General features: G+C 64.4%; 18 protein-coding genes. 10 read left to right on the forward strand and 8 right to left on the reverse strand.

The window, feature by feature from the left end; translation table 11 throughout:
• Positions 1-26: 26 nt before the first annotated feature.
• From ACQPXH_RS11375 to ACQPXH_RS11390, 4 genes are all read left to right on the forward strand, one after another.
• Positions 27-368, forward strand: coding sequence for a helix-turn-helix domain-containing protein (locus ACQPXH_RS11375; protein WP_433602273.1), 342 nt, complete (start codon positions 27-29; stop codon positions 366-368).
• A 69-nt stretch (positions 369-437) separates the two neighbouring features.
• On the forward strand, positions 438-1,505 hold the full coding sequence (locus ACQPXH_RS11380; RefSeq protein ID WP_433602274.1) for a discoidin domain-containing protein: 1,068 nt from the start codon (positions 438-440) through the stop codon (positions 1,503-1,505).
• A 10-nt stretch (positions 1,506-1,515) separates the two neighbouring features.
• The gene (locus ACQPXH_RS11385) at positions 1,516-2,229 is read left to right on the forward strand and encodes a hypothetical protein (protein ID WP_433602275.1); all 714 of its coding nucleotides are present in this window, start codon (positions 1,516-1,518) and stop codon (positions 2,227-2,229) included.
• A 156-nt stretch (positions 2,230-2,385) separates the two neighbouring features.
• Positions 2,386-7,284: an NAD-glutamate dehydrogenase gene (locus ACQPXH_RS11390; protein ID WP_433602276.1), complete on the forward strand. Its 4,899-nt coding sequence runs from the start codon at positions 2,386-2,388 to the stop codon at positions 7,282-7,284.
• A 198-nt stretch (positions 7,285-7,482) separates the two neighbouring features.
• Here ACQPXH_RS11390 and ACQPXH_RS11395 read toward each other — a convergent pair whose 3' ends face one another.
• The 5 genes from ACQPXH_RS11395 to ACQPXH_RS11415 all read right to left on the reverse strand — a co-directional run bounded on the left by ACQPXH_RS11395 (position 7,483) and on the right by ACQPXH_RS11415 (position 10,336).
• Positions 7,483-7,749 (reverse strand): type II toxin-antitoxin system RelE family toxin, encoded by a 267-nt coding sequence (locus ACQPXH_RS11395; protein ID WP_433602277.1) that lies wholly within the window; start codon positions 7,747-7,749, stop codon positions 7,483-7,485.
• A complete protein-coding gene (locus ACQPXH_RS11400) occupies positions 7,746-8,009 on the reverse strand; it encodes a type II toxin-antitoxin system Phd/YefM family antitoxin (protein ID WP_433602278.1) in 264 nt (87 codons plus the stop codon). The genes ACQPXH_RS11395 and ACQPXH_RS11400 overlap by 4 nt, the downstream gene beginning before the upstream one ends.
• Before the next feature lie 136 nt (positions 8,010-8,145).
• Positions 8,146-8,826 (reverse strand): ESX secretion-associated protein EspG, encoded by a 681-nt coding sequence (locus ACQPXH_RS11405; protein WP_433602279.1) that lies wholly within the window; start codon positions 8,824-8,826, stop codon positions 8,146-8,148.
• 788 nt (positions 8,827-9,614) lie between these two features.
• Positions 9,615-9,956, reverse strand: a complete 342-nt coding sequence (locus ACQPXH_RS11410) for a hypothetical protein (RefSeq protein ID WP_433602280.1) — start codon at positions 9,954-9,956, stop codon at positions 9,615-9,617.
• Positions 9,953-10,336: a hypothetical protein gene (locus ACQPXH_RS11415; RefSeq protein WP_433602281.1), complete on the reverse strand. Its 384-nt coding sequence runs from the start codon at positions 10,334-10,336 to the stop codon at positions 9,953-9,955. The genes ACQPXH_RS11410 and ACQPXH_RS11415 overlap by 4 nt, the downstream gene beginning before the upstream one ends.
• A gap of 218 nt (positions 10,337-10,554) precedes the next feature.
• Between ACQPXH_RS11415 and ACQPXH_RS11420 the strand changes: the two genes are divergently transcribed.
• Genes ACQPXH_RS11420 through ACQPXH_RS11430 form a run of 3 tightly spaced genes read left to right on the forward strand, consistent with a single transcriptional unit; the run spans position 10,555 to position 11,824 of the window.
• Positions 10,555-11,442: a DUF5753 domain-containing protein gene (locus ACQPXH_RS11420; RefSeq protein ID WP_433602282.1), complete on the forward strand. Its 888-nt coding sequence runs from the start codon at positions 10,555-10,557 to the stop codon at positions 11,440-11,442.
• Complete coding sequence (locus ACQPXH_RS11425) at positions 11,439-11,633, forward strand: DUF397 domain-containing protein (protein WP_433602283.1); 195 nt, start codon at positions 11,439-11,441, stop codon at positions 11,631-11,633. The genes ACQPXH_RS11420 and ACQPXH_RS11425 overlap by 4 nt, the downstream gene beginning before the upstream one ends.
• Before the next feature lie 56 nt (positions 11,634-11,689).
• Positions 11,690-11,824: a hypothetical protein gene (locus ACQPXH_RS11430; protein WP_433602284.1), complete on the forward strand. Its 135-nt coding sequence runs from the start codon at positions 11,690-11,692 to the stop codon at positions 11,822-11,824.
• Between the two features lie 362 nt (positions 11,825-12,186).
• Here the strand turns inward: ACQPXH_RS11430 and ACQPXH_RS11435 are convergent, their stop codons facing one another.
• A complete protein-coding gene (locus ACQPXH_RS11435; protein ID WP_433602285.1) occupies positions 12,187-12,678 on the reverse strand; it encodes a hypothetical protein in 492 nt (163 codons plus the stop codon).
• A 38-nt stretch (positions 12,679-12,716) separates the two neighbouring features.
• A complete protein-coding gene (locus tag ACQPXH_RS11440) occupies positions 12,717-13,334 on the reverse strand; it encodes a DUF3558 domain-containing protein (protein WP_433602286.1) in 618 nt (205 codons plus the stop codon).
• A 133-nt stretch (positions 13,335-13,467) separates the two neighbouring features.
• Between ACQPXH_RS11440 and ACQPXH_RS11445 the strand changes: the two genes are divergently transcribed.
• On the forward strand, positions 13,468-13,587 hold the full coding sequence (locus ACQPXH_RS11445) for a type II toxin-antitoxin system YoeB family toxin (RefSeq protein ID WP_433602287.1): 120 nt from the start codon (positions 13,468-13,470) through the stop codon (positions 13,585-13,587).
• A gap of 164 nt (positions 13,588-13,751) precedes the next feature.
• Here the strand turns inward: ACQPXH_RS11445 and ACQPXH_RS11450 are convergent, their stop codons facing one another.
• Positions 13,752-14,807 (reverse strand): SPFH domain-containing protein, encoded by a 1,056-nt coding sequence (locus ACQPXH_RS11450; RefSeq protein WP_433602288.1) that lies wholly within the window; start codon positions 14,805-14,807, stop codon positions 13,752-13,754.
• A gap of 198 nt (positions 14,808-15,005) precedes the next feature.
• On the opposite strand from ACQPXH_RS11450, the gene ACQPXH_RS11455 reads away from it, so the two are divergent.
• Together ACQPXH_RS11455 and ACQPXH_RS11460 are read left to right on the forward strand one after the other, a co-directional pair.
• Positions 15,006-16,535, forward strand: a complete 1,530-nt coding sequence (locus tag ACQPXH_RS11455) for an amino acid permease (protein ID WP_433602289.1) — start codon at positions 15,006-15,008, stop codon at positions 16,533-16,535.
• A gap of 164 nt (positions 16,536-16,699) precedes the next feature.
• A complete protein-coding gene (locus tag ACQPXH_RS11460; RefSeq protein WP_433602290.1) occupies positions 16,700-19,120 on the forward strand; it encodes a tetratricopeptide repeat protein in 2,421 nt (806 codons plus the stop codon).

Below are 19,120 nucleotides of genomic sequence, written 5' to 3' on the forward strand. Positions count from 1 at the left end.
GGAGACAGGTAGTAGTGTCTATCAGCGTGGTTGTGGACTCCCAGCCGAATGACGGCGAATTCGTACAGGAGGACAACGGGGAGGCACTGACCCCGAGACAGGCCGCGGTGGCGATCTTCTCGAGTCGGCTCTCGGAATTGATCGCGGAATCGGTGGTATCGACCGAGGACGGGTCGACGCGGTCGTTGACCCTCTATTCGCTTGCCCAGCATCTGGAACAGGCGTACCCGGATGTTCCGGTTTCCCAGTCGGGGCTGTACCGGCTCATTCACGGTGACGCGGTACCCAGGCTCGATTTGATCATCGCCTTGGCGCGGGTATTCGACGTGCCGCCGGAACATTTCGTCACCGAGCAGAAGAGTCGCTGATTGCGTTATTCCCGCCAGCGGGAATAACGCGGGACCGGGGCGCAACCCGGTCTGGATACGATCCCGACCATGGCTGCCGAGGACCCGGGAGATGTATTTCTCCGCCATCGAGGCGCGGTCCTGGATGCGCTGCTCTCGGATCCGTCGTTCGGAGAAAACGATCCGGCCACCGGATCGGTGCTGAGTGGACCCTTGGTCGGCGATCCGGAATTCGGCGAACCGGGTTTCGGCGATGATCCGTACTCCGGTCCCGCGGTGGCAGCCGGTTCGGCCCAGGGCGCCCCGCCCGAAACGGATCTGCCGCCGCGGCGAGCCTCCGACGGGCCGAAGGCCAGTGAGCGGATCATCGCGCTGCTGAACGGCCAGCCGCCGAATGCCGCACCGGCACTGGACTTTTCATCGGATTACTCCGATGTCTCGGAAAAGCAACCGCCGCCCGAGGAACCGGCACGGGCCGCGACCGGGGGGTCCAAGGCACGCGGGCCCGAGCCTGCGGAGCGGATCGTCGTGCTGGCGCAGAAGCTCAAGAATCCCAAGGTCGCGTTGGCGGTCTGCGGCGTCTTGGCCCTTTTGCTCATCATCGCGTTGGTTTCCACCGGTGGAAAGGACGATTCGCAGGCGCCGGATCGCATTGCGGTCATCACCCCGGCGCCTACCGCGGCGGCACCGACGTCGAAACCGGAATCGTCCAGCGCCCCTTCCGGCGCGATCACCCCGAAATCCGCCACTGCCAATTGCCCGCCGGGCAGTACACCGGGTATGGATGCCTTCGGTGGCCAGGGCAAGGCTTGGTCATGCGTGCGCGCATACAAAGTCGACGGGCAGGTGCTGACCATCGATCTCGGCAAGACCTATCAGATCGATTCGATCGGCATCGTCCCCGGCTGGGACAATACCGGCGGCGACGGCGTGGACCAGTGGACGAAATACCGGACCGCCAGCCGGATTCGGTACACGTTCGACGATCCGAACAAGACGAGCTACACCCAAACCACCCTGGATCAGCGCACTCTGGTCGTCACCAAATTCGAGGTCCCCGTGCAGGCGTCGAAGATCGTACTGACAATTCAGGAATCGAAGGGCGATCCGACGATCAATACGACCGCGATTTCCTCCATCGTGATCACCGGGCATTGAGGCCGCTGCCATGCCAGTAGCCGAGTTGGTCTGCCAGTACTGCTCACACCGCAATAGCGGTAATCCGACCCAATGCGGCCATTGCGGTGCGCCGCTGGCCGCGGTGCATCGACTATCGAGCCTGACGCATTTGGGGCAGCCCGAGCAGGTGGTCGCGGGTGCCGAGCGGGCCGTTGCGGCCACCGGGAGCGCGGTGACGGGTGCGGAGCACGTGGTGGCGGGTGTGGAAAAGCTTGCCGCCAAACAGTATCCGCGCTGGCAGTGGGGTGCGGCGATCGCGGGTATCGTGACCATGGTCCTCGGCCTCGGCTTCACGGTCGTCCGCTCGTCTTCGACGCCGCTGACCTCGCTGCCCGGTGTGGGTGTCGATCAGGCGTTGCCGAGCCAATTGCGTGCGGCCGCCTCTTGTCAGCCGGTCGATTCCGCGTCCGAGAGCTGTGTCATCCCGGCGGCCGACCCGATGCTTGCGGGCGGGATCACCGGTGGCAAGGATTTGACGCTCGCGGTGGCACTGGATCCACCTGAGCGCCGGGCCGATACCGTGCGCAACTGGCGGACGGCGGGCGGAACTGTCTTGGCCGACGGTGTCGTCTTCGTTGCGGTCAGTCCGTCGGCAACCCTGCGGTACGTGAATACCCTTGTCGGACTTCGCGTCGAGACGGGTGCTTTCACCGGGCGTGCGGCGGCGCAGACCTTCATGGCGCGGGCCGGTCTAACCCCCTGACCGACCGGACTCCGGCCGGTCAGTGCACTTGACCAGTGCTGATTCTCTTTCAAGACTGTTACGCATCTAACGTGCCGCTATACAACGGCACATCAAACCATGTAATGTATGGGAACCGTACGGTTACGGGCTCAGATCTCGGGAAGGCACGAGTCGATGGTGGCAACCACCCAGCAGACGATTTCATTCAAACGGTTCCGCGACGATCCGACCGATCTGGAGGCGGCCTACTTCCGTTGGATCCAGCCGGGCGCCACCGCGCCGACGATCACCGATCGGGCCGAACAGATCTTCCGAAACCACTTGGAACTGGCGGCGATCCGGCTGCCGGGCGCGGCAATCACCCGGGTGTACCGCCCCGATGACGGCAGCGGACTCGGCGCGGCCATCCAGATCGTCAATGACGATATGCCGCTGCTGGTCGACTCGGTGACCACCGCGCTGCGCCGCCTCGGCGCCGCGGTGACCGAGGTCGTCCACCCGGTCTTCGACATCGCGCGGGACCGGCGCGGGCGGTTGCGGGCGATCGCGCCCAAGGAGCCCGACACCGTACCGGCGAGCGGCAGCCACACGGTCACCGAATCGTGGATCCATGTGCAGCTGGCGCCAGGTGTCGGAGCCGCGCTGCTGGACCGGATCGATCGCGAGCTGCCCGCCCTGCTGCGGGTGCTGCGCAAGGTCGTCGACGATACGCCGGGAATGGCGAACGCGATGGTCGCGTTGGCGGGTCGGCTCGACCATATCGCGCACCGCTCCGACGATCCGGAGGTGCCCGAATGCGCGAAGTTGTTGCGCTGGTTGGCCGATGGGCACTTCACGGTGCTCGGCTACGGCTACTACCGCAGCAGCCGGACCGATGCCGGAAACGAACCGCAGCAGGTGCCGGGCACCGGCCTCGGCGTGCTGTGGAACGGTTCGAACATCGATCTCGACGTCCCCGTAATGGGCAACACCCGACCGGTCCTGCGGCTGTCCAACGGGTCGGTGGATTCGCTGATCCCGGGATCGGGCGAGCTGTACTTCGTCAGCGTCGCCGACTACGGCAGCGGCGGTACCGGCGTCGGCGCGGTGCAGGGTGAGCACGTCTTCGTCGGCACCTTCACGGTGACCGGCCTGCACGAGAACATCCTCGACATCCCGGTCATCACCCGCCGCGTGCACCAGGTCATCGAATGGGCCGGCTTCGAACTGAATTCGTTCTCCGGGCAGGCGATGCTGGAGATGATGCAGTCCTTCCCACGGGTCGAGCTGTTCTCCACCGATGCCCGGCGGTTGTTCGAAACCGTCTCCGCGGTCACGAATTTGGGGCTGCGCAGGCAGGTTCGCCTGTTCATCCGGCGCGACGGGCGCAGCGGTGCGGTCTACTGCCTGGTCTACCTGCCCCGCGATCGGTATTCGACCGAGGTCCGGCTGCGGATGGAGGAGATCCTGCGCGCGGAATTCGACGGTGAGCAGGTCGCGTACTCGGCAAGGGCCAGCGAATCCGAATTGGCCGTCGTGTATTTCACGGTGCATCGCGGTCCTGACGCGGAGCCTGCCGATATCTCCGAATCCAATCGCGAACGCATCCAGGAGCTGCTCTTCGCGTCCACCCGGAGTTGGGCCGACCGGTTGGTCGCGGCCGCGACCGGCGTACCCGCGATCTCGCCGAAAGCCGCCAACGCCTACGCGCGCGCCTTCCCGGTCGGTTACCAGCAGGAGTACGAGCCGGAGCAGGCGCTCATCGATCTGCGGCGGCTGGACCGCCTCGGCGATGGCGCCATCGATACGAATCTGTATCGCAACGCCGAATCGCCGTCGGGGGATTGGCGTTTCACGCTCTATGTCGCGGGCGAGGGTGTCTCGCTGAGCCGCGTGCTTCCCGTACTGCAAAGTCTCGGAGTGGAGGTGGTCGACGAACGGCCGCACCGCATCACACTGCCGGACGATACGCAGAAGTGGATCTACGATTTCGGGCTGCGCGTCCCGCCGACACTGTTGCGAACCGCGATTCATGCCGACCTCGAAGCCGATCTCACCCGCTCGGCCGACGAATCATCGGTCGAAGGCGGTGTGCGGCAATACTTCGCGGAGGCCTTCGCGGCCATGTGGCACGGCAGCGCCGAGATCGACGCGCTGAACGAACTGGTTTTGCGCGCCGGTCTGCAGTGGCGGCAGATCTCGATACTGCGTGCCTACGGGAAGTATCTGCAGCAGGCCGGATTCGCCTACACGCTGGGCAATATCTCCCGTGTGCTGCTGGCGCAGCCGACCTTGGCCCGGCTGTTCACCGAATTGTTCGACGCCTACTTCGATCCCGACGGTGTCGGAGCGGTGGCATCGGCGCGGGCCGCGGGTATCGCCGAACGGCTGCGGGCCGAGATCGACGCGGTCGTGAGCCTCGACGCCGACCGTATCCTGCGCGCCGTGCTCGGCCTGATCACCGCGACGCTGCGCACCAACTACTATCGCCGCGACAGCGACGGCAATGCGCCGGAGTACCTGTCGTTCAAATTCGATCCGCATGCGGTCTCCGAATTGCCCAGGCCGAGGCCGCAATTCGAGATCTTCGTGTACTCGCCGCGGGTAGAGGGCGTGCATCTGCGCTTCGGTGCGGTGGCGCGTGGTGGATTGCGCTGGTCGGACCGCTTGGAGGATTTCCGCACCGAGATCCTGGGTCTGGTGAAGGCGCAGGCGGTGAAGAACGCGGTGATCGTGCCGGTCGGTGCCAAGGGCGGTTTCGTGGTGAAGCAGCCGCCGACGGCGACCGGTGATCCGACCGCGGATCGGCAAGCGCAGTTGAACGAAGGCATCGCCTGCTACCGCACCTTCATCTCCGGTCTGCTGGATGTGACCGATAACGTCGACCACGCCTCCGGCGAGGTGCTGCCACCCGAGCGGGTGGTGCGCCGCGACAGTGACGACACCTACCTGGTCGTGGCCGCCGACAAGGGCACCGCGACCTTCTCGGACATCGCTAATGATGTTGCGCGCCAATATGGTTTCTGGCTGGGCGACGCCTTCGCCTCAGGTGGTTCGGTCGGTTACGACCACAAGGCGATGGGCATTACCGCCAAGGGTGCGTGGGAGAGCGTCAAACGGCATTTCGCCGAGATGGATATCGACACGCAGACAACCGATTTCACTGTCGCCGGGGTCGGCGATATGAGCGGCGATGTCTTCGGCAACGGCATGCTGCTGTCCGAGCACATCCGCCTGGTGGCCGCGTTCGACCACCGGCACATCTTCCTGGATCCGAATCCCGTTGCGGCGACGTCGTTCCGGGAGCGGCAGCGGATGTTCGCATTGCCGCGCTCGTCCTGGGCCGACTACGACAAGTCGCTGATCAGCGCGGGCGGCGGTGTCTACGACCGGTCCGCCAAGGCGGTGCCCGTGAGCCCCGAGGTGCGCGCGGCACTGGACCTGGATCCGAGTGTGACCACTCTGTCCCCGCCGGAGATGATCCGGGCGATTCTGCTCGCACCGGTCGATCTGTTCTGGAACGGCGGTATCGGCACCTACATCAAGGCATCCACCGAGACGAATGCCGATGCCGGTGACAAATCCAACGATGTGGTGCGTGTCGATGCGAACCAGTTGCGCGCCAAGGTGATCGGCGAGGGCGGCAACCTCGGTGCGACCGCGCTCGGTCGTGTCGAATACTGCGCCAACGGTGGCCGGATGAACACCGACGCCCTCGACAATTCGGCGGGTGTCGACTGCTCGGACCACGAGGTCAATATCAAGGTGCTGCTGGATGCGGTCATCTCCGGCGGCGAACTCGATGCCGCCGACCGCACCGAACTGCTTGCCGGGATGACCGACGAGGTCTCCGAACTCGTACTGCGCGACAATATTTCGCAGAACTTCCGGATGGGGCTCTCGCGCGCTCAGGCAGTGCCGATGTCGGGCGTGCACCGGCGTCTGATCGCCGACCTCGAGTTCCGGCGCGGTGTCGATCGGCGGCTCGAGGCACTGCCCTCGGATGCCGAGCTGAAGAGGCGTGCCGCGGCCGAGCGTGGGCTCACGTCGCCGGAGCTGGCGAATCTGCTCGCCCACGTGAAGCTTTCGCTCAAGGATGACCTGCTGGCCGGGGATCTGCCGGACAACGCGGCATTCACCTCAGCGTTGCTGGCGTACTTCCCCGCGCCGTTGCGCGCACGGTTCGCCGACGCGATCGGCAGGCATCCGCTGCGCCGTCAGATCGTGGCCACCACGGTGGTCAACGACATGGTGGACCACGGCGGCATCACCTATGCGTTCCGGCTGGCGGAGGAGGCGGGTGCGAGCACCGACGACGCGGTGCGCGCCTTCACCGTCGCCGTGGAGATCTTCGACCTGCACACGCTCTGGCAACGCATTCGGACCACGCCGATGCCGACGGCCGCCCGCGACGAACTCGAGCGGGAGACCAGGCGCACCCTCGATCGCGTATCCCGCTGGCTGCTGACCAGCCGCCCGCAACCGATCGCCATCGGCGCCGATATCGCCCGCTACCGCGACGGTGTCCGCAAGCTCGCAGCCCACATGCTGCCTGACCGCCTCCCCGCCACCCACGCCGAGGATCTGGCGGCGCATGCGCGCACCGCCGTCGAGCGGGGTGCGCCGGCGGATTTGGCCGAGGAGGTGTACCGGCTCATCCACCTGTTCCCGCTGTTGGACATCCTCGACGTGGCCGATATCGCCGAACGGGATGCGGAAGAGGTCGCCGAGCTCTACTACTCACTCGACGATCACTTCCAGATCGAGCGCCTGTTGACCGCGGTGAGCAACCTCGCCCGCGACGACCGGTGGCGCACCCTGGCCAGGCTGGCAGTTCGCGACGACCTCTACGATTCGTTGCGCTCGCTCACCCTGGACGTGATCACCGCATCCGAACCGAACGAGAGCACCGCCGACAAGATCGCCGAATGGGAATCGGTCAACCGTCCCCGCCTGGCGCGCGCCGGGGCCTCCCTCGGCGAGATCTTCGCGGCGGGTACGCACGACCTGGCGACGCTTTCGGTGGCCGCACGGCAAGTGCGCAGCATGGTCAGTAGCGGGGAATCCGCTGCGGCAGCGCCTGTTTCGAGCTAACTGGCCGCACGCCCCCGGTCTCGGCGATCGGTCCGCCGAGGCCGGGGGGTGTGCAAGCGTTTCCGGTGAATTTCCCCGTCATTCCCGCGAACATCGGGACCCACACCTCCGCAGTGGGTCCCGGTGTTCGCGGGAAGACGGGGACTGGGTCGTGAGCTCGACATCGATTGCGCGAGAGGCTATCCGAGTGAGTGCTCGTTACCGGTAGACGATGTCCCTGCCGCCGGCCGCGATAACCAGGATCACCAACCGATTGTTCTCTATCCGATAGTTGGCACGATAGTCACCGCAGCGGAGCCGATAGAAACCGACGTATTCGCCTGTCATCGGCTTGACCGCATTGTTCGGTGCGTAAGGATCATCACCCGATTGCGCGAGCTTCTGAAGTAGCCGGATAGCGTCCGTTTTGGGAATGTCGCGGATGTCCTGTTGTGCTTCCAGGGTGAACTCGAACCTGTATTTCACTTGGGTTCGTCCAGAATTTCAGCGAACATCTCGGTGAGGTTGATCGCCCCCTCGCCCTTGTACTGCTGGTAGCGCTGTTTGGCGATATCCGCGAGCTGTTCGTCTTCCCAGTTTTCCAAGGCTTGGAGCATGCTCACCGGCACCAGGGCGGCGACGGGGCGGCCGTCGCGGGTGACGATCGTGGTTTCACCGTGCTCTGCCGCATCCAGGGTTTTGGCTAGTCCGGCGCGAAGCTCACGGACGGTCACATGCGCGGTCATATATGAAGTGTACACGCTGTGTGTACACCATGGTGGCGACATGATCACACTCTCGTCGGTCTTTGGTTGCCGGTCGGGTCCTATCGCGCCACGCACGGAATCGTGGGGAGATGCCGTGCGCGGGAGCCTCTCGCGGCTACGTGCGATCCTGCTCGGCTTCGAGTTGGGTAGCGCGCGCGATCCAGGTGGTGAAGTGGGCGGCGAGGTCGGTAGGGGTGGTCGGGTGGACGGTGTTGTGCTGGTCGTGGAGTTCGGTGTAACGGCCGTCATCGGTGATGTCGTGCCATTGGATGGCGGCGAGCGGTTTGTTCGGTGTGGTAACGGGGCCGGTGAACAGCAGGGCGGACCCGCCGCCGTCGGCGGGGCGGTGTAGGAGGCGCTGAATGCGCTCGTGCGGACTGTCGCTGTTGTCGGGAGCGGCGGCCTGGGGTTGGGTGCCGGGTTTGCAGGGTGGGAGGCAGTCGGCGAGTTGGGCGGGGAGGTGGTCGGCGGGGAACAGGCGGCAGCGGATCGGGCCGTTGGTGTCGCCGAAGGTGGCCTGCGCCAGCGTCATCGCGTGCCGTTCGAAACGTGCGCCGACAATACGGTAGACGCGGACGCCGCCGTCGGTGTTCTCGTGTCGGGTTGTGCCGCCGAGGATTTGGATGCGCACCGAAGAGGTGGTCAAGGTGTCCAGGGCGAGTTCGATTTCGGTGAGTTCGTCGCGGGAGTAGCGCTCGCGCACGGTGGTTCGGTGGGCTTCGAACTCGTCGCGGTAGGCGAAGCGACTGGTGAAGCGAAGCGGATCGGGGACCGGTCGTTTTCGAGGTTGAACCACAGTGCCGCGAAATCGTCGGGCTCCCAAGTCCATTCGGTCATCAATGCGTTCCGATCTATCGTGGTGAAGCGAGGCGAATCGGGGAACCGGTCGTTTTCGAGGTTGAACCACAGTGCCGCGAAATCGTCGGGCTCCCAAGTCCATTCGGTCATCAATGCGTTCCGATCAATCGTGCGGGTGTCGGGTGTGAGTGCGGTCGGCGAGCGGAGTCGAATGGTTGTTCCCGGGAATGCTGGAGCCACCTTTCGACTCGGCTCGGCCACAGACGGCCGCTGGATTGCTGTTTGTGCCGCTACGAGGTCGGCGCGTCGATGTGGTCCGGGCTGGCGCTGTACGTTGTGCCCGCTCACCAGGGTTTGCCCCAGAGTCGGTGTCGGCGTGTTGTGCCGCTGCGAGCTCGGCTGGGCGTCGATGTGGTCCGGGCTGGCGCTGTACGTTGTGCCCGCTCACCAGGGTTTGCCCCAGAGTCGGTGTCGGCGTGTGGAATCGGGGTGGATGCGACCGGCCGCGACCAGCGCGTCGAATGCGGCGTGCTTGCGCTCGCAATCGTGTTCGCGGTGCAGTTGCATCGCGACGTGAGCGTCGGCGAGTGTGAACGGTTGTTCGGGTGGGCCGCATGTCCATGCCTTCGGCCATTCGATCGGGTGTAAGCGGCAGCGGCGTGCGGCGGGTCGGTCGTGGCGTGGCTGGTTTATCGGCCACACGCACGCAACGCCGGCCATCGCGAACGCGCCGCCCCCGACGACCGCGAGGACGCTGTGCACAATTTGCCACGGCCCCATAGCGGTTCACCGCTCGTCGCCGTTGCCGGGCGTCCTCGGCGGTAGCGCGACTCGGGTGAGCCCGTCGAGCACCCGGTGCAAGATGTGGAGTTCGGGTATGCCCTCGGGGAGGGAACGGTCGATGGTGTCGACAGGGAAGTCGATGCCGCGCAGTCGGGCTCGTTCGCGTGGGCTCGACTCCGGTGGCGTGATCCGGCCGCACCGCACGAGCGTGTAATAAGCGACCCGCTTCCACGCGCACCGCTGGATCCGGCAGGCCCGATGACGGCGCATTTGCGCGTGTGCCAACTCGATTTCGGCGAAACCGCAGATATTCGGCGGGTTGAGCAGCGCGTCTTCGTACATCACACCGACCCCGTCCCGATGCCTGGCGCGCGGTGTGCGGAGTGCACCCAAGTACTTTGCGGGCAAACGGTTTCCAGATCGAACCCGGCGTCGCAGATCAATGCGGGCTGACAGTCGACGTGGCCGAGGTCGAAGACGACGATCACCTGGATTTCGAGGCCAGCCGCTATGCCCAGCGCGTATCCGATCGGATCGTCGACCTCGGCGGGTGGCCGAACGGTGTATACGTGCTGGTAGCCGAGCGTGTTCGCGTGCCGCTGTACGTCGAGGGCGTGACGTGGGGCATGCGGGCCGGATACGTCATTGCGAACGAAGCCAATGGCTTTCGGTTTGTCGCCCAAAGTGTTCGGCGACGGTGAGGCGATGGCGCGCGTAGCTGTCATGGTTCCCCCAGAACCTGGTTGATGTGGTGGTTTGCGGAGCATTCGGAGCTTTGTCGCGAGGCTGATGCGTTTCGGCGGCCACTCTCGAAGCCCATGTTCAGCACACACCCATGGAGGGAAGTTCACAATCTTAATCCAGAAAATAGTTCACTTCGAAAAAACGATGTACCCTGGCGACGAACGAGAGTTTCGCCTGGTCAAGCCAAGGAGGTCATCGCATGCCCGCACAGCCTGCCGCCCCATCGGTTCCCCGCCGTCAGGTGGCACGCATTCTGTCCAAGCTGCATCGAGAATCCGGGCTCTATATCAAGGACGTGGCGGAACAGGTCAACCTTCATCACGTCACAGTGACGAAAATGCTCAAGGGGCAGCCGTGCAAGCTCAAGCCGATCTACCTCGACAAACTCAGCGACATCTACCATGCCACGCCGGAGACCAGGGCGAGGCTGAAAACCCTTGCCGCGGCAGCAGAATCTGCCCGGGGTTGGTGGTATGACTTCGGCGATTTCGTGTCGTCCGACAAGCTCGACGTCTACATCTCCCTCGAAACCACCGCCACCGCTCTCGCGATGTACCAGAACGCTCGCATCCCTGGCCTGCTGCAAACTGAGCACTACGCCCGCGCGCTGCTCAGCACCAGCCTGAACCTGACGCCCGAGGAGATGGAGCGCCAAATCCAGCTTCGGATGCGGCGACAGGTCATACTGACCGAATCCCGGCCGAAGTTGGACGTGATTCTCGACGAGAACGTGATCCGTCGGACACTCAGTGACCCGGAACTCGCCATCGGCCAACTGGATCGCATTATCGAAATCTCGGCGCTGCGCAACGTCAGGATCCGGCTCGTGCCCTTTGACATCGGTATCTATCGCGGCACCGAGGAAGGCCCGTTCATCATCCTCGAATTCGACGGAACAGCAGACCTGGAACCAGAACCCCCGGTCGTATACGCCGAATCCGGCGCAAGCGGTGGCAACATGTATCACGAAAGTCCTGAGCAGGTGGCCTGGTACGGTCGATCTTGGACCGCCATAGAGCGGTCGACGATGAGCGCGGCCAAGACCCGCGCTTACTTGTCCGAGATCGTAAAGGAGTTACCTCGGTGACCGCCGAGTGGTTCAAAAGCAGCTACAGCGGCCAGAGCACGGAATGTGTCGAAGTCGCCTTCCTTGATCACGGGATGGTCGGAATGCGCGACAGCAAGAATCCCACCGGCCCGGCCTTGGTCTTCACGCCCGGCGAGTGGGACGCCTTCACTGCGGGCATCACGGGCGGCGAGTTCGACCGCAACGCCTGAGCCTGACGTATCTCCGAGCACCACAGCGGCCCCATCACGACAACTCCGATGTCGAGATGGTGACGGCGCTCACCGAACACAGCTCCGGCGCCGTCGAAGGCAACATCACGCGCGTGAAACGACTCGAGCGCGACGGCTACGGCCGGGCGAACTTCGATCTCCTCAGAGCACAGATCCTTCTCGCCACCTGAACCGCCGTCACGTGATCGTCGTCAGAGCCAGATTCGGTGAGCGCAGTCAATGGGGCCGTCTTCCACCTCAACCCGGTCGAAAACCGCTCTCGCACAGAGCTTATTTTCGTCTGCATCGTTCCATCCCTTGCATGCGAAAGCCACTGCTACAGAGCCGACTTCGCGCCGATCCGCACCCAAGACTATCGACCGCCTAGTTTCTCGGAACTGCACCCACGCCGCCCCGCGTTCCGCATGGGCCTGTCTATTGTCTCGACCTCGGTCAAATTCAATCTCGCACAGAGCTTTTGATTTTCAGACCGGCGTGTCATGCGGAGCGTCGATGTGTGCCCCGTGGCGAAGGTGTGCGCGAGCGCGGAGTTCTATAGTCCTGGCCAGGAGAAGATCTTGGCTTGGGCGGGTGCCTGCTGTGGCAGATTCGCTTCCAGGTCTTGGTATTTCGCCGCTTGCTCGGTGTCGATGCCGGTGATGCGTTCGCGGACGGTGCGGAAGAGGGTTTGGAAGTCTTCGATGACCTTGTAATGGGATTCCATCACCGCGTAGACGCTGTTGTCGGAGCCCGTGGAGTTGTCCAAGGCCCTGGACTTTCCCCGCCAGCGCCTGACCATCGTCTTAGCAGAGACCAGGTCCCGGTCGCCCTGTGCGGAGAAGCCCTCACCCAGACCCCACTTATCTTGCTGCGCGACCTGGGTCATGGTCGTCTGGATATCTCGGATCTGGTCCTTGAAGTACTCGCAGTCGCGGTCGATATAGACGAACTTCTCGAGGTCCATTCGGATCGTGAGCCGACCCTCGCGAGCCTCGGTGATCAGGTTCGCTAGGGGGCTCTTCGGAGACGTGTCCTCGTTTGCCATGTGTTCCCTCCCAATTAATTCGGTTCGTGGAGCACCGGTCAGGCGGTGTCAGGCACACTGGGTACAATCTTTTCAGCCAGCCCCCGGGCGAGCACGCACGAGTCAGTGCTGCCGGTATCGCGGTTCGAGGGCGGGTTGTTCAGGTTGAACTCGAGGCTGCCGCCCTTCATCTCGACATCCACCGTGCAAGCTTCTTTTATGTACGGACCGTCGAACTGGCGTGTCGAGATGACGCGCCTGCCACTGATCGTGAACTCGGTGGTCTCGGGGAAGTTGCGGCTACGAATCAGGTCGATGGTGAGATTCGTTGTGCGGATACTGACTCCGTAGCCGTTCGACCGTACCCATTGACAACCGACCCATCGAACTCCGCCGCTCGCACTGTCATCGACGGTGTGCTTGTTGTGCAGTTTCTCCGAGTCCAGCACGCTCTGTGGAACGTCCCTGCATGGGTCATAGCTTCGCGGCACATCCGCAGCCATCGACGGTCCGGCGCTCGTCGAGCTCACGGCCGGTTTCGCATCTCCCCCCGTCGATGACCCACACCCCGACAGCAGGACAACAGCACCAACCGCCAACACAGTGCCGAGCAGTGTGCTCCCCCTGCTGATCATGCGTTCCTCCTGGTCGCCAGCGGTGTCGACGGCATTGATCATGCCGGAACGGCTCCCGCCCCTGTTCAGTTGGTTCGACCGTACCGGCCGACTGATCCGCCTACAAGCGACCCGGCGCCGAGTCCTGGGCAAAGGCCGTGGCCTGGCGCGCCGCTGAATCCGGACTGCGAAGTAGTTGCGCGCCAACCTTTCTGGTTGGTGGTCGAGGCGGATCGACAGTGAGCACCGGATCGTTTATCGCGCTGACGACGACAGTGTGAACAGCATCATGTGCCGAGGCCACTACGACGATTGACCGCGAGACGGCGCCTACCAGAGGTGCGCCTAGCTTGTGGTTTCGAACCGGTGTGTCGCCCGACGCGTCATGTGCGACAGCACCGCGGGTATGCGCCGATCGTGGATAGGCTTCTCGGCGGCGACCGGGATTCGTCGGGGTGGAATGTTGTATTCGAGCACAGGTCAGCTTGTGGCGGCGGTGCCGCAGTTGCCGCAGAACTTCGCCATGGCAGTCAGGTCTGCGCCGCATTCGGTGCAGTGGCGCGGGCGGGCCGCCAATGGGTCACCGCAGTTCATGCAGAATCGTGCATTCGCGGGATTGTCGGTTCCGCAGCCGGTGCACACCGGCGGAACCGGTTGCGCGGCAGCCGGAATCGCCTGCCGCTGCCATGGATTGCTCGGTGCCTGCTGTTGGATGGCGTTCAAACCCAGTGCCGCGCCGAGGAATCCGTCCCCGCCGCCGTGGCCATGCGCGAAACCCTGTCCCGCGCCGAGCGCCAATTCTCCTGCGGCGTAACGCTGGAAGTCGCCAGCCAGGCGAATGTAGGTGACATCCTTGGCCAGTCGCTTGATGCGGTCCGCATCTTCCGGTGCCAGGGTGATATCGAAGTTACCCAGGCGCGGGATGCGCAGGCCGTATTCGTAGAGTGTCAGGTTGGTCTGGCGCACCACTGCGGCCTCGATCGGCTCCAACTGCCCGGACAGGCCGAGCACTGGCCAGTCACCTCGGGAAATACCCTGTGTGACAGCGACTTTCATGGCCTTCAGCAGCAGGTCCGAGCTCCAGGACTCGACCGTAGCCGGGACGCTCAGGTCGGTTGTGCCCGCCAGTGAGGTGACCAGTTCGGCCGGATCCCGAACCGAAAGCGCGAATTCCCCGAAGACCCGCAGCGTCACGACCTGTTCGCTGACCGGGTCGGCGATATCGGCCAGGCGGCCGCCGAACTTGATGCCGGGGAACTCGCGGGTGGAGACGAAATACAGTTCGGCGCGGTAGAAGTTGTTGCCGGTCAACGTATCCACGAGTGCGCCGAGGACCGGCAGCTCGTCGGCATCGATCCGATGCCGACCGGGCCCCATCGCGGCCACGACCTGCCCGGACTTGACGAACAGCGCGATCTCGTCGGCATTGACGATGGCACGGCTGTAGCGACGGATGTTGACATCCGGCCACTTGTAGACGAGTTGATTCTTGCGGTCCTCAGGGACCGCGATGAACTCCCGTTCGAACCATGCCATGCTCGCGCTCCATCAGCCGTAAACATATTCAGCGTACCGATGTTCAGCGGTACGATCAACTAACGCCGAGGTCGCGGCGGGTAGGGCGACTCCAAAACGTTTCCACGCGGTTACAAGTCTTGACTCGCTATTGAACGTGCCGTTGATTAGCGTTACATTAAGCAGCGATATGATCGCCGTCACGTGAAAGGCACCACCATGACAACCGTTCAACACTCCGCGGAAGTGCCGGCGCCCGCGGATGCTCTGCATGCTGAGGATGCGGGCTATCACAAGGCGTTGCGCCCGCGCCAGCTGCAGATGATCGCGATCGGGGGCGCGATCGGAACCGGACTGTTCCTTGGTGCGGGTGGTCGGTTGCACACGGCCGGTCCCGGACTGTTCATCGTGTACGCGGTCTGCGGCATCTTCGTATTCTTCATCCTGCGGGCGCTGGGCGAGCTGGTGCTGCATCGTCCGTCCTCCGGATCGTTCGTCTCCTACGCGCGTGAGTTCTACGGCGAGAAGCTGGCTTTCGCAGTCGGGTGGATGTACTTCTTCCACTGGTGCATGACCGGCATCGTAGACATCACCGCGATCGCCACCTATGTCCATTTCTGGGGAGCCACCGAGGCGATACCGCAGTGGTTGATCGCGCTGGTGGCGCTGGCCATCGTCGTCAGCATCAACCTGATCTCGGTGAAATGGTTCGGTGAGCTGGAGTTCTGGGCCGCGCTGATCAAGGTTGTCGCACTCGTCGCCTTCCTGATCGTCGGCACCATCTTCCTGGCAGGCCGATTCGAGGTCGACGGCGAGACCACCGGTTTCACCGTGCTCTCCGATAACGGCGGCATGTTCCCGACCGGTCTGCTGCCCTTGGTCACGGTCACCACCGGTGTCGTATTCGCCTATGCCGCAGTGGAATTGATCGGTACGGCCGCCGGTGAGGCGGAGAACCCGGAAAAGATCATGCCCCGGGCCATCAATTCGGTCATCGCCCGGATCGCGCTGTTCTACGTCGGTTCGCTGGTGCTGCTCGGACTGCTGCTGCCCTACGTCGTCTTCAAGGCCGGTGAGAGCCCGTTCGTCACCTTCTTCTCCAAGCTCGGTGTCGGCGGTGCCGGCTCGATCATGAACCTGGTGGTGCTGACCGCGGCCTTCTCCAGCCTCAACGCGGGTCTGTATTCGACCGGCCGCATCCTGCGCTCGATGTCGATGAACGGCAGTGCGCCCAAGATCGCCTCGCGGATGTCCAATGGCGGTGTGCCCTACGTCGGCATCCTCGCCACCGGCGCGATCGCGCTGGTGGGTGTCGGGCTCAATGCGATGGTGCCGGACAAGGCCTTCGAGATCGTGCTGAACATGTCCGCACTGGGCACCATCGCGGCCTGGGGTGCGATCGTGATCTGCCAGCTGCAACTGTTCCGCTGGTCGAAGAAGGGGCTGGCAGAACGGCCGTCGTTCCGGCTGATCGGTGCGCCCTACACCAGCTACGCCACGTTGGCGTTCCTGGTCGCGGTGATCGTGCTGATGGCGTGCAGCCACGAAATCGAGCAGCGTGGTGCGGTGATCGCCATGGCGGTGGTCGTGGTTCCGGCATTCGTCGGCGGCTGGTTCCTGGCCCGCAAGCGGGTGCTGCAGGTCGCTCAGGAACGTGAGGGCATCACCGGTCAGTTCCCGGTGTTGGCCGAGCGGCCGCGCCGCGAGGGTGAGACGGTCGTCGTTCTCGACAAGCCCGACGAGGAATAGCAAGCAGATCATTTCGAGCGACCCGCAAGCACTCGCTACGGGATCTCCGCCCCGGACAACAAGTCCGGGGCGGAGCTATTCCCATCAGGGGGAATAAGGCATGCGCACGGCGACGGACGGCGGAAGAGAATGGGTCCCCTATTCACCGGGCTCGAAAGGTTCCCATGCCGGAACAACCCAGCGCCTCCGAGAATCCGCTGCCGCATCCATGGGCGAATCGGCGGATGCGCGGTACCGAGGTTCCGCGACGGACGCCACATCCCTGGGCTACCCGCGGCATGTCGAAACTCGAAACGTCGCAACGCCGCCAGCATCCATGGTCCGGGCCGAACACCGTGGAACGTGCTCCGGCGCAACGAATCTCCGCGCCTCCGGCACCCGGTGACACCATGTCGGTGAGCGATCCGATGACGGGCGCCGAGGACACTCTCGAACTCGACGAGGCGGTCTCCGGTCGCAGCAGTCGCTCCCGGCCGAGTGTTCGCCGACTCGGCGCGGGTCTGGTGCCGATGCCGCGGGTGGCGCCGGTCGACCCACGCACCGCCATTCTCGACGATCCGGAAGTGCCCGAACTCAAACGGTTCTGTTGGAAATGTCAGGAACCGGTCGGCCGTCGTTCCGCCACCGAGCCGGGTGCGGTGGCCGGCGAATGCGGCCGCTGTGGCTCACCGTTCAACTTCCGTCCCACCCTGCAGCGCGGCGAACTCGTCGCCGATCAATACGAGGTGCAGGGATCGCTGGCACACGGCGGACTCGGTTGGATTTATCTCGCGGTCGACCGCAATGTCAGCGATCGCTGGGTCGTGCTGAAGGGTTTGCAGAACCCGCTGGACTTCGAGGCGCATGTGGTCGCGCTCGCCGAACGGCAATTCCTTTCCGAGGTGGCGCACCCCGGCGTGGTCAAGATTTACAACTTCGTCAAACATCGGTCTGCCCGCGATATTCCGGACGGCTACATCGTCATGGAATACGTCGGTGGCCAATCGCTGAAGAAGATGCTCGATCTGCGCGGTAAGGAGCGCATTCCGGTCGTCGAGGCCATCGCCTACATCATGGAAATCCTGCCCGCACTGGACTATCTGCATTCCTTCGGATTGGCATACAACGATCTGAAACCCGACAACATCATGGTCAGCGAGCACGAGGTCAAACTGATCGATTTGGGTGCGGTCGCCGCGATGGACTCCTACGGCAGCATCTACGGCACACCCGGCTATCAGGCCCCAGAGATCACCGAGACCGGACCCACCGTGGTTTCGGATATCTACACCGTCGGCCGGACCCTGGCGGCGCTGGCCCTGGATCTGCCGCGCGACCGCAGCGGGAACTTTCTCGGCGGCATACCCGAACCGGATGAGGACCCGCTGCTGGCGCGCTATCCGTGTCTGTACCGCCTACTGCTGCGCGCCACCGATCCGGAGCCGGAGCGCCGGTTCCCGTCCGCGTATTCGATGTACTGTCAGCTCGCCGGTGCGCTGCGCATGGTCCTCGCGATCGATACCGGCCTGGAACATCCGCAGCCTTCGGTCGAATTGAGCTCCATGCGAGACGATTTCGGCACAGACACCCTCATCGGCCAGACCGACGGCATCGTCGACGGCATGGCCCGCATGCCGGTGCTCGAGGCGCGTGATGTCGTCGCGGCCCTGCCGACGCCGTTGATCGATAGCGAGGACCCCAGTGCCGAACTGCTGTCGTCCCTGCTGCACGGTGAACCGCGGCACGCGCTGGACGCGCTGCGCCGGGCGCACGAACGCATCCGGGCCGGCACGATCGTCGCCCCGGAGTCCTTCGACCTCGAGGCGCCGCTGACCGCGGTCCGCGCCTACCTGGACCTCGGCGAGACCGTTCCGGCCTGTCAACTGCTCGCCGATCTGCGCGCCGACTACAGCGCGGACTGGCGCATCGAGTGGTATGTCGGCGTCGCCGCACTGCTCGACGGCCATTACGAGCGGGCCTGGCAGCATTTCGAGTCCGTGCACTCGATGCTGCCCGGCGAGATCGGCCCGGAACTGGCTCTGGCCGCCACTGCGGAACTGGTGCTGCAGCATCTGGACCACCCGGCCGAATCGGATCGCTGGCACCGCGCCGCGGCCGAGCACTACCGTGCGGTCTGGCGGACCAACCACGGCGTAGTGAGCGCGGCATTCGGCCTGGCCCGCCGGCTCGCCGCCGACGGCGAATTACTCGAGGCGGTTACGGTGCTCGACCAGGTGCCCGCCGCCTCCAGGCATCACGGCGTGGCGCATACGACGGGGTGTCTGCTGCTGGTCTCGCGGCCGATCGCCGATATCACCGAGGAAGACATCTGCACGGCGGCGGGACGGTTGGAGGCGCTGCCCGACGATGCGCGAACCCTGCAATTGCAGGTCATCGTGGTCGGTGCGGCGTTGGAGTGGCTACGGGTCGGGGGACGGCCGCGGAATCCGAACCGGACGATCCTCGGCTTCCCAGTCACCTCGGCGGGGCTGCGGCAGGGGCTCGAAACCAGCCTGCGCGCCCTGGCCAGGACGGCGCCGGATCGCTGGCACCGCTATCGGCTGGTCGATCTGGCGAATTCCATTCGGCCACGCACCCGCTGGTAG

The sequence above is a fragment of the Nocardia sp. CA-135953 genome (assembly GCF_050955735.1).
Lineage (GTDB): Bacteria > Actinomycetota > Actinomycetes > Mycobacteriales > Mycobacteriaceae > Nocardia.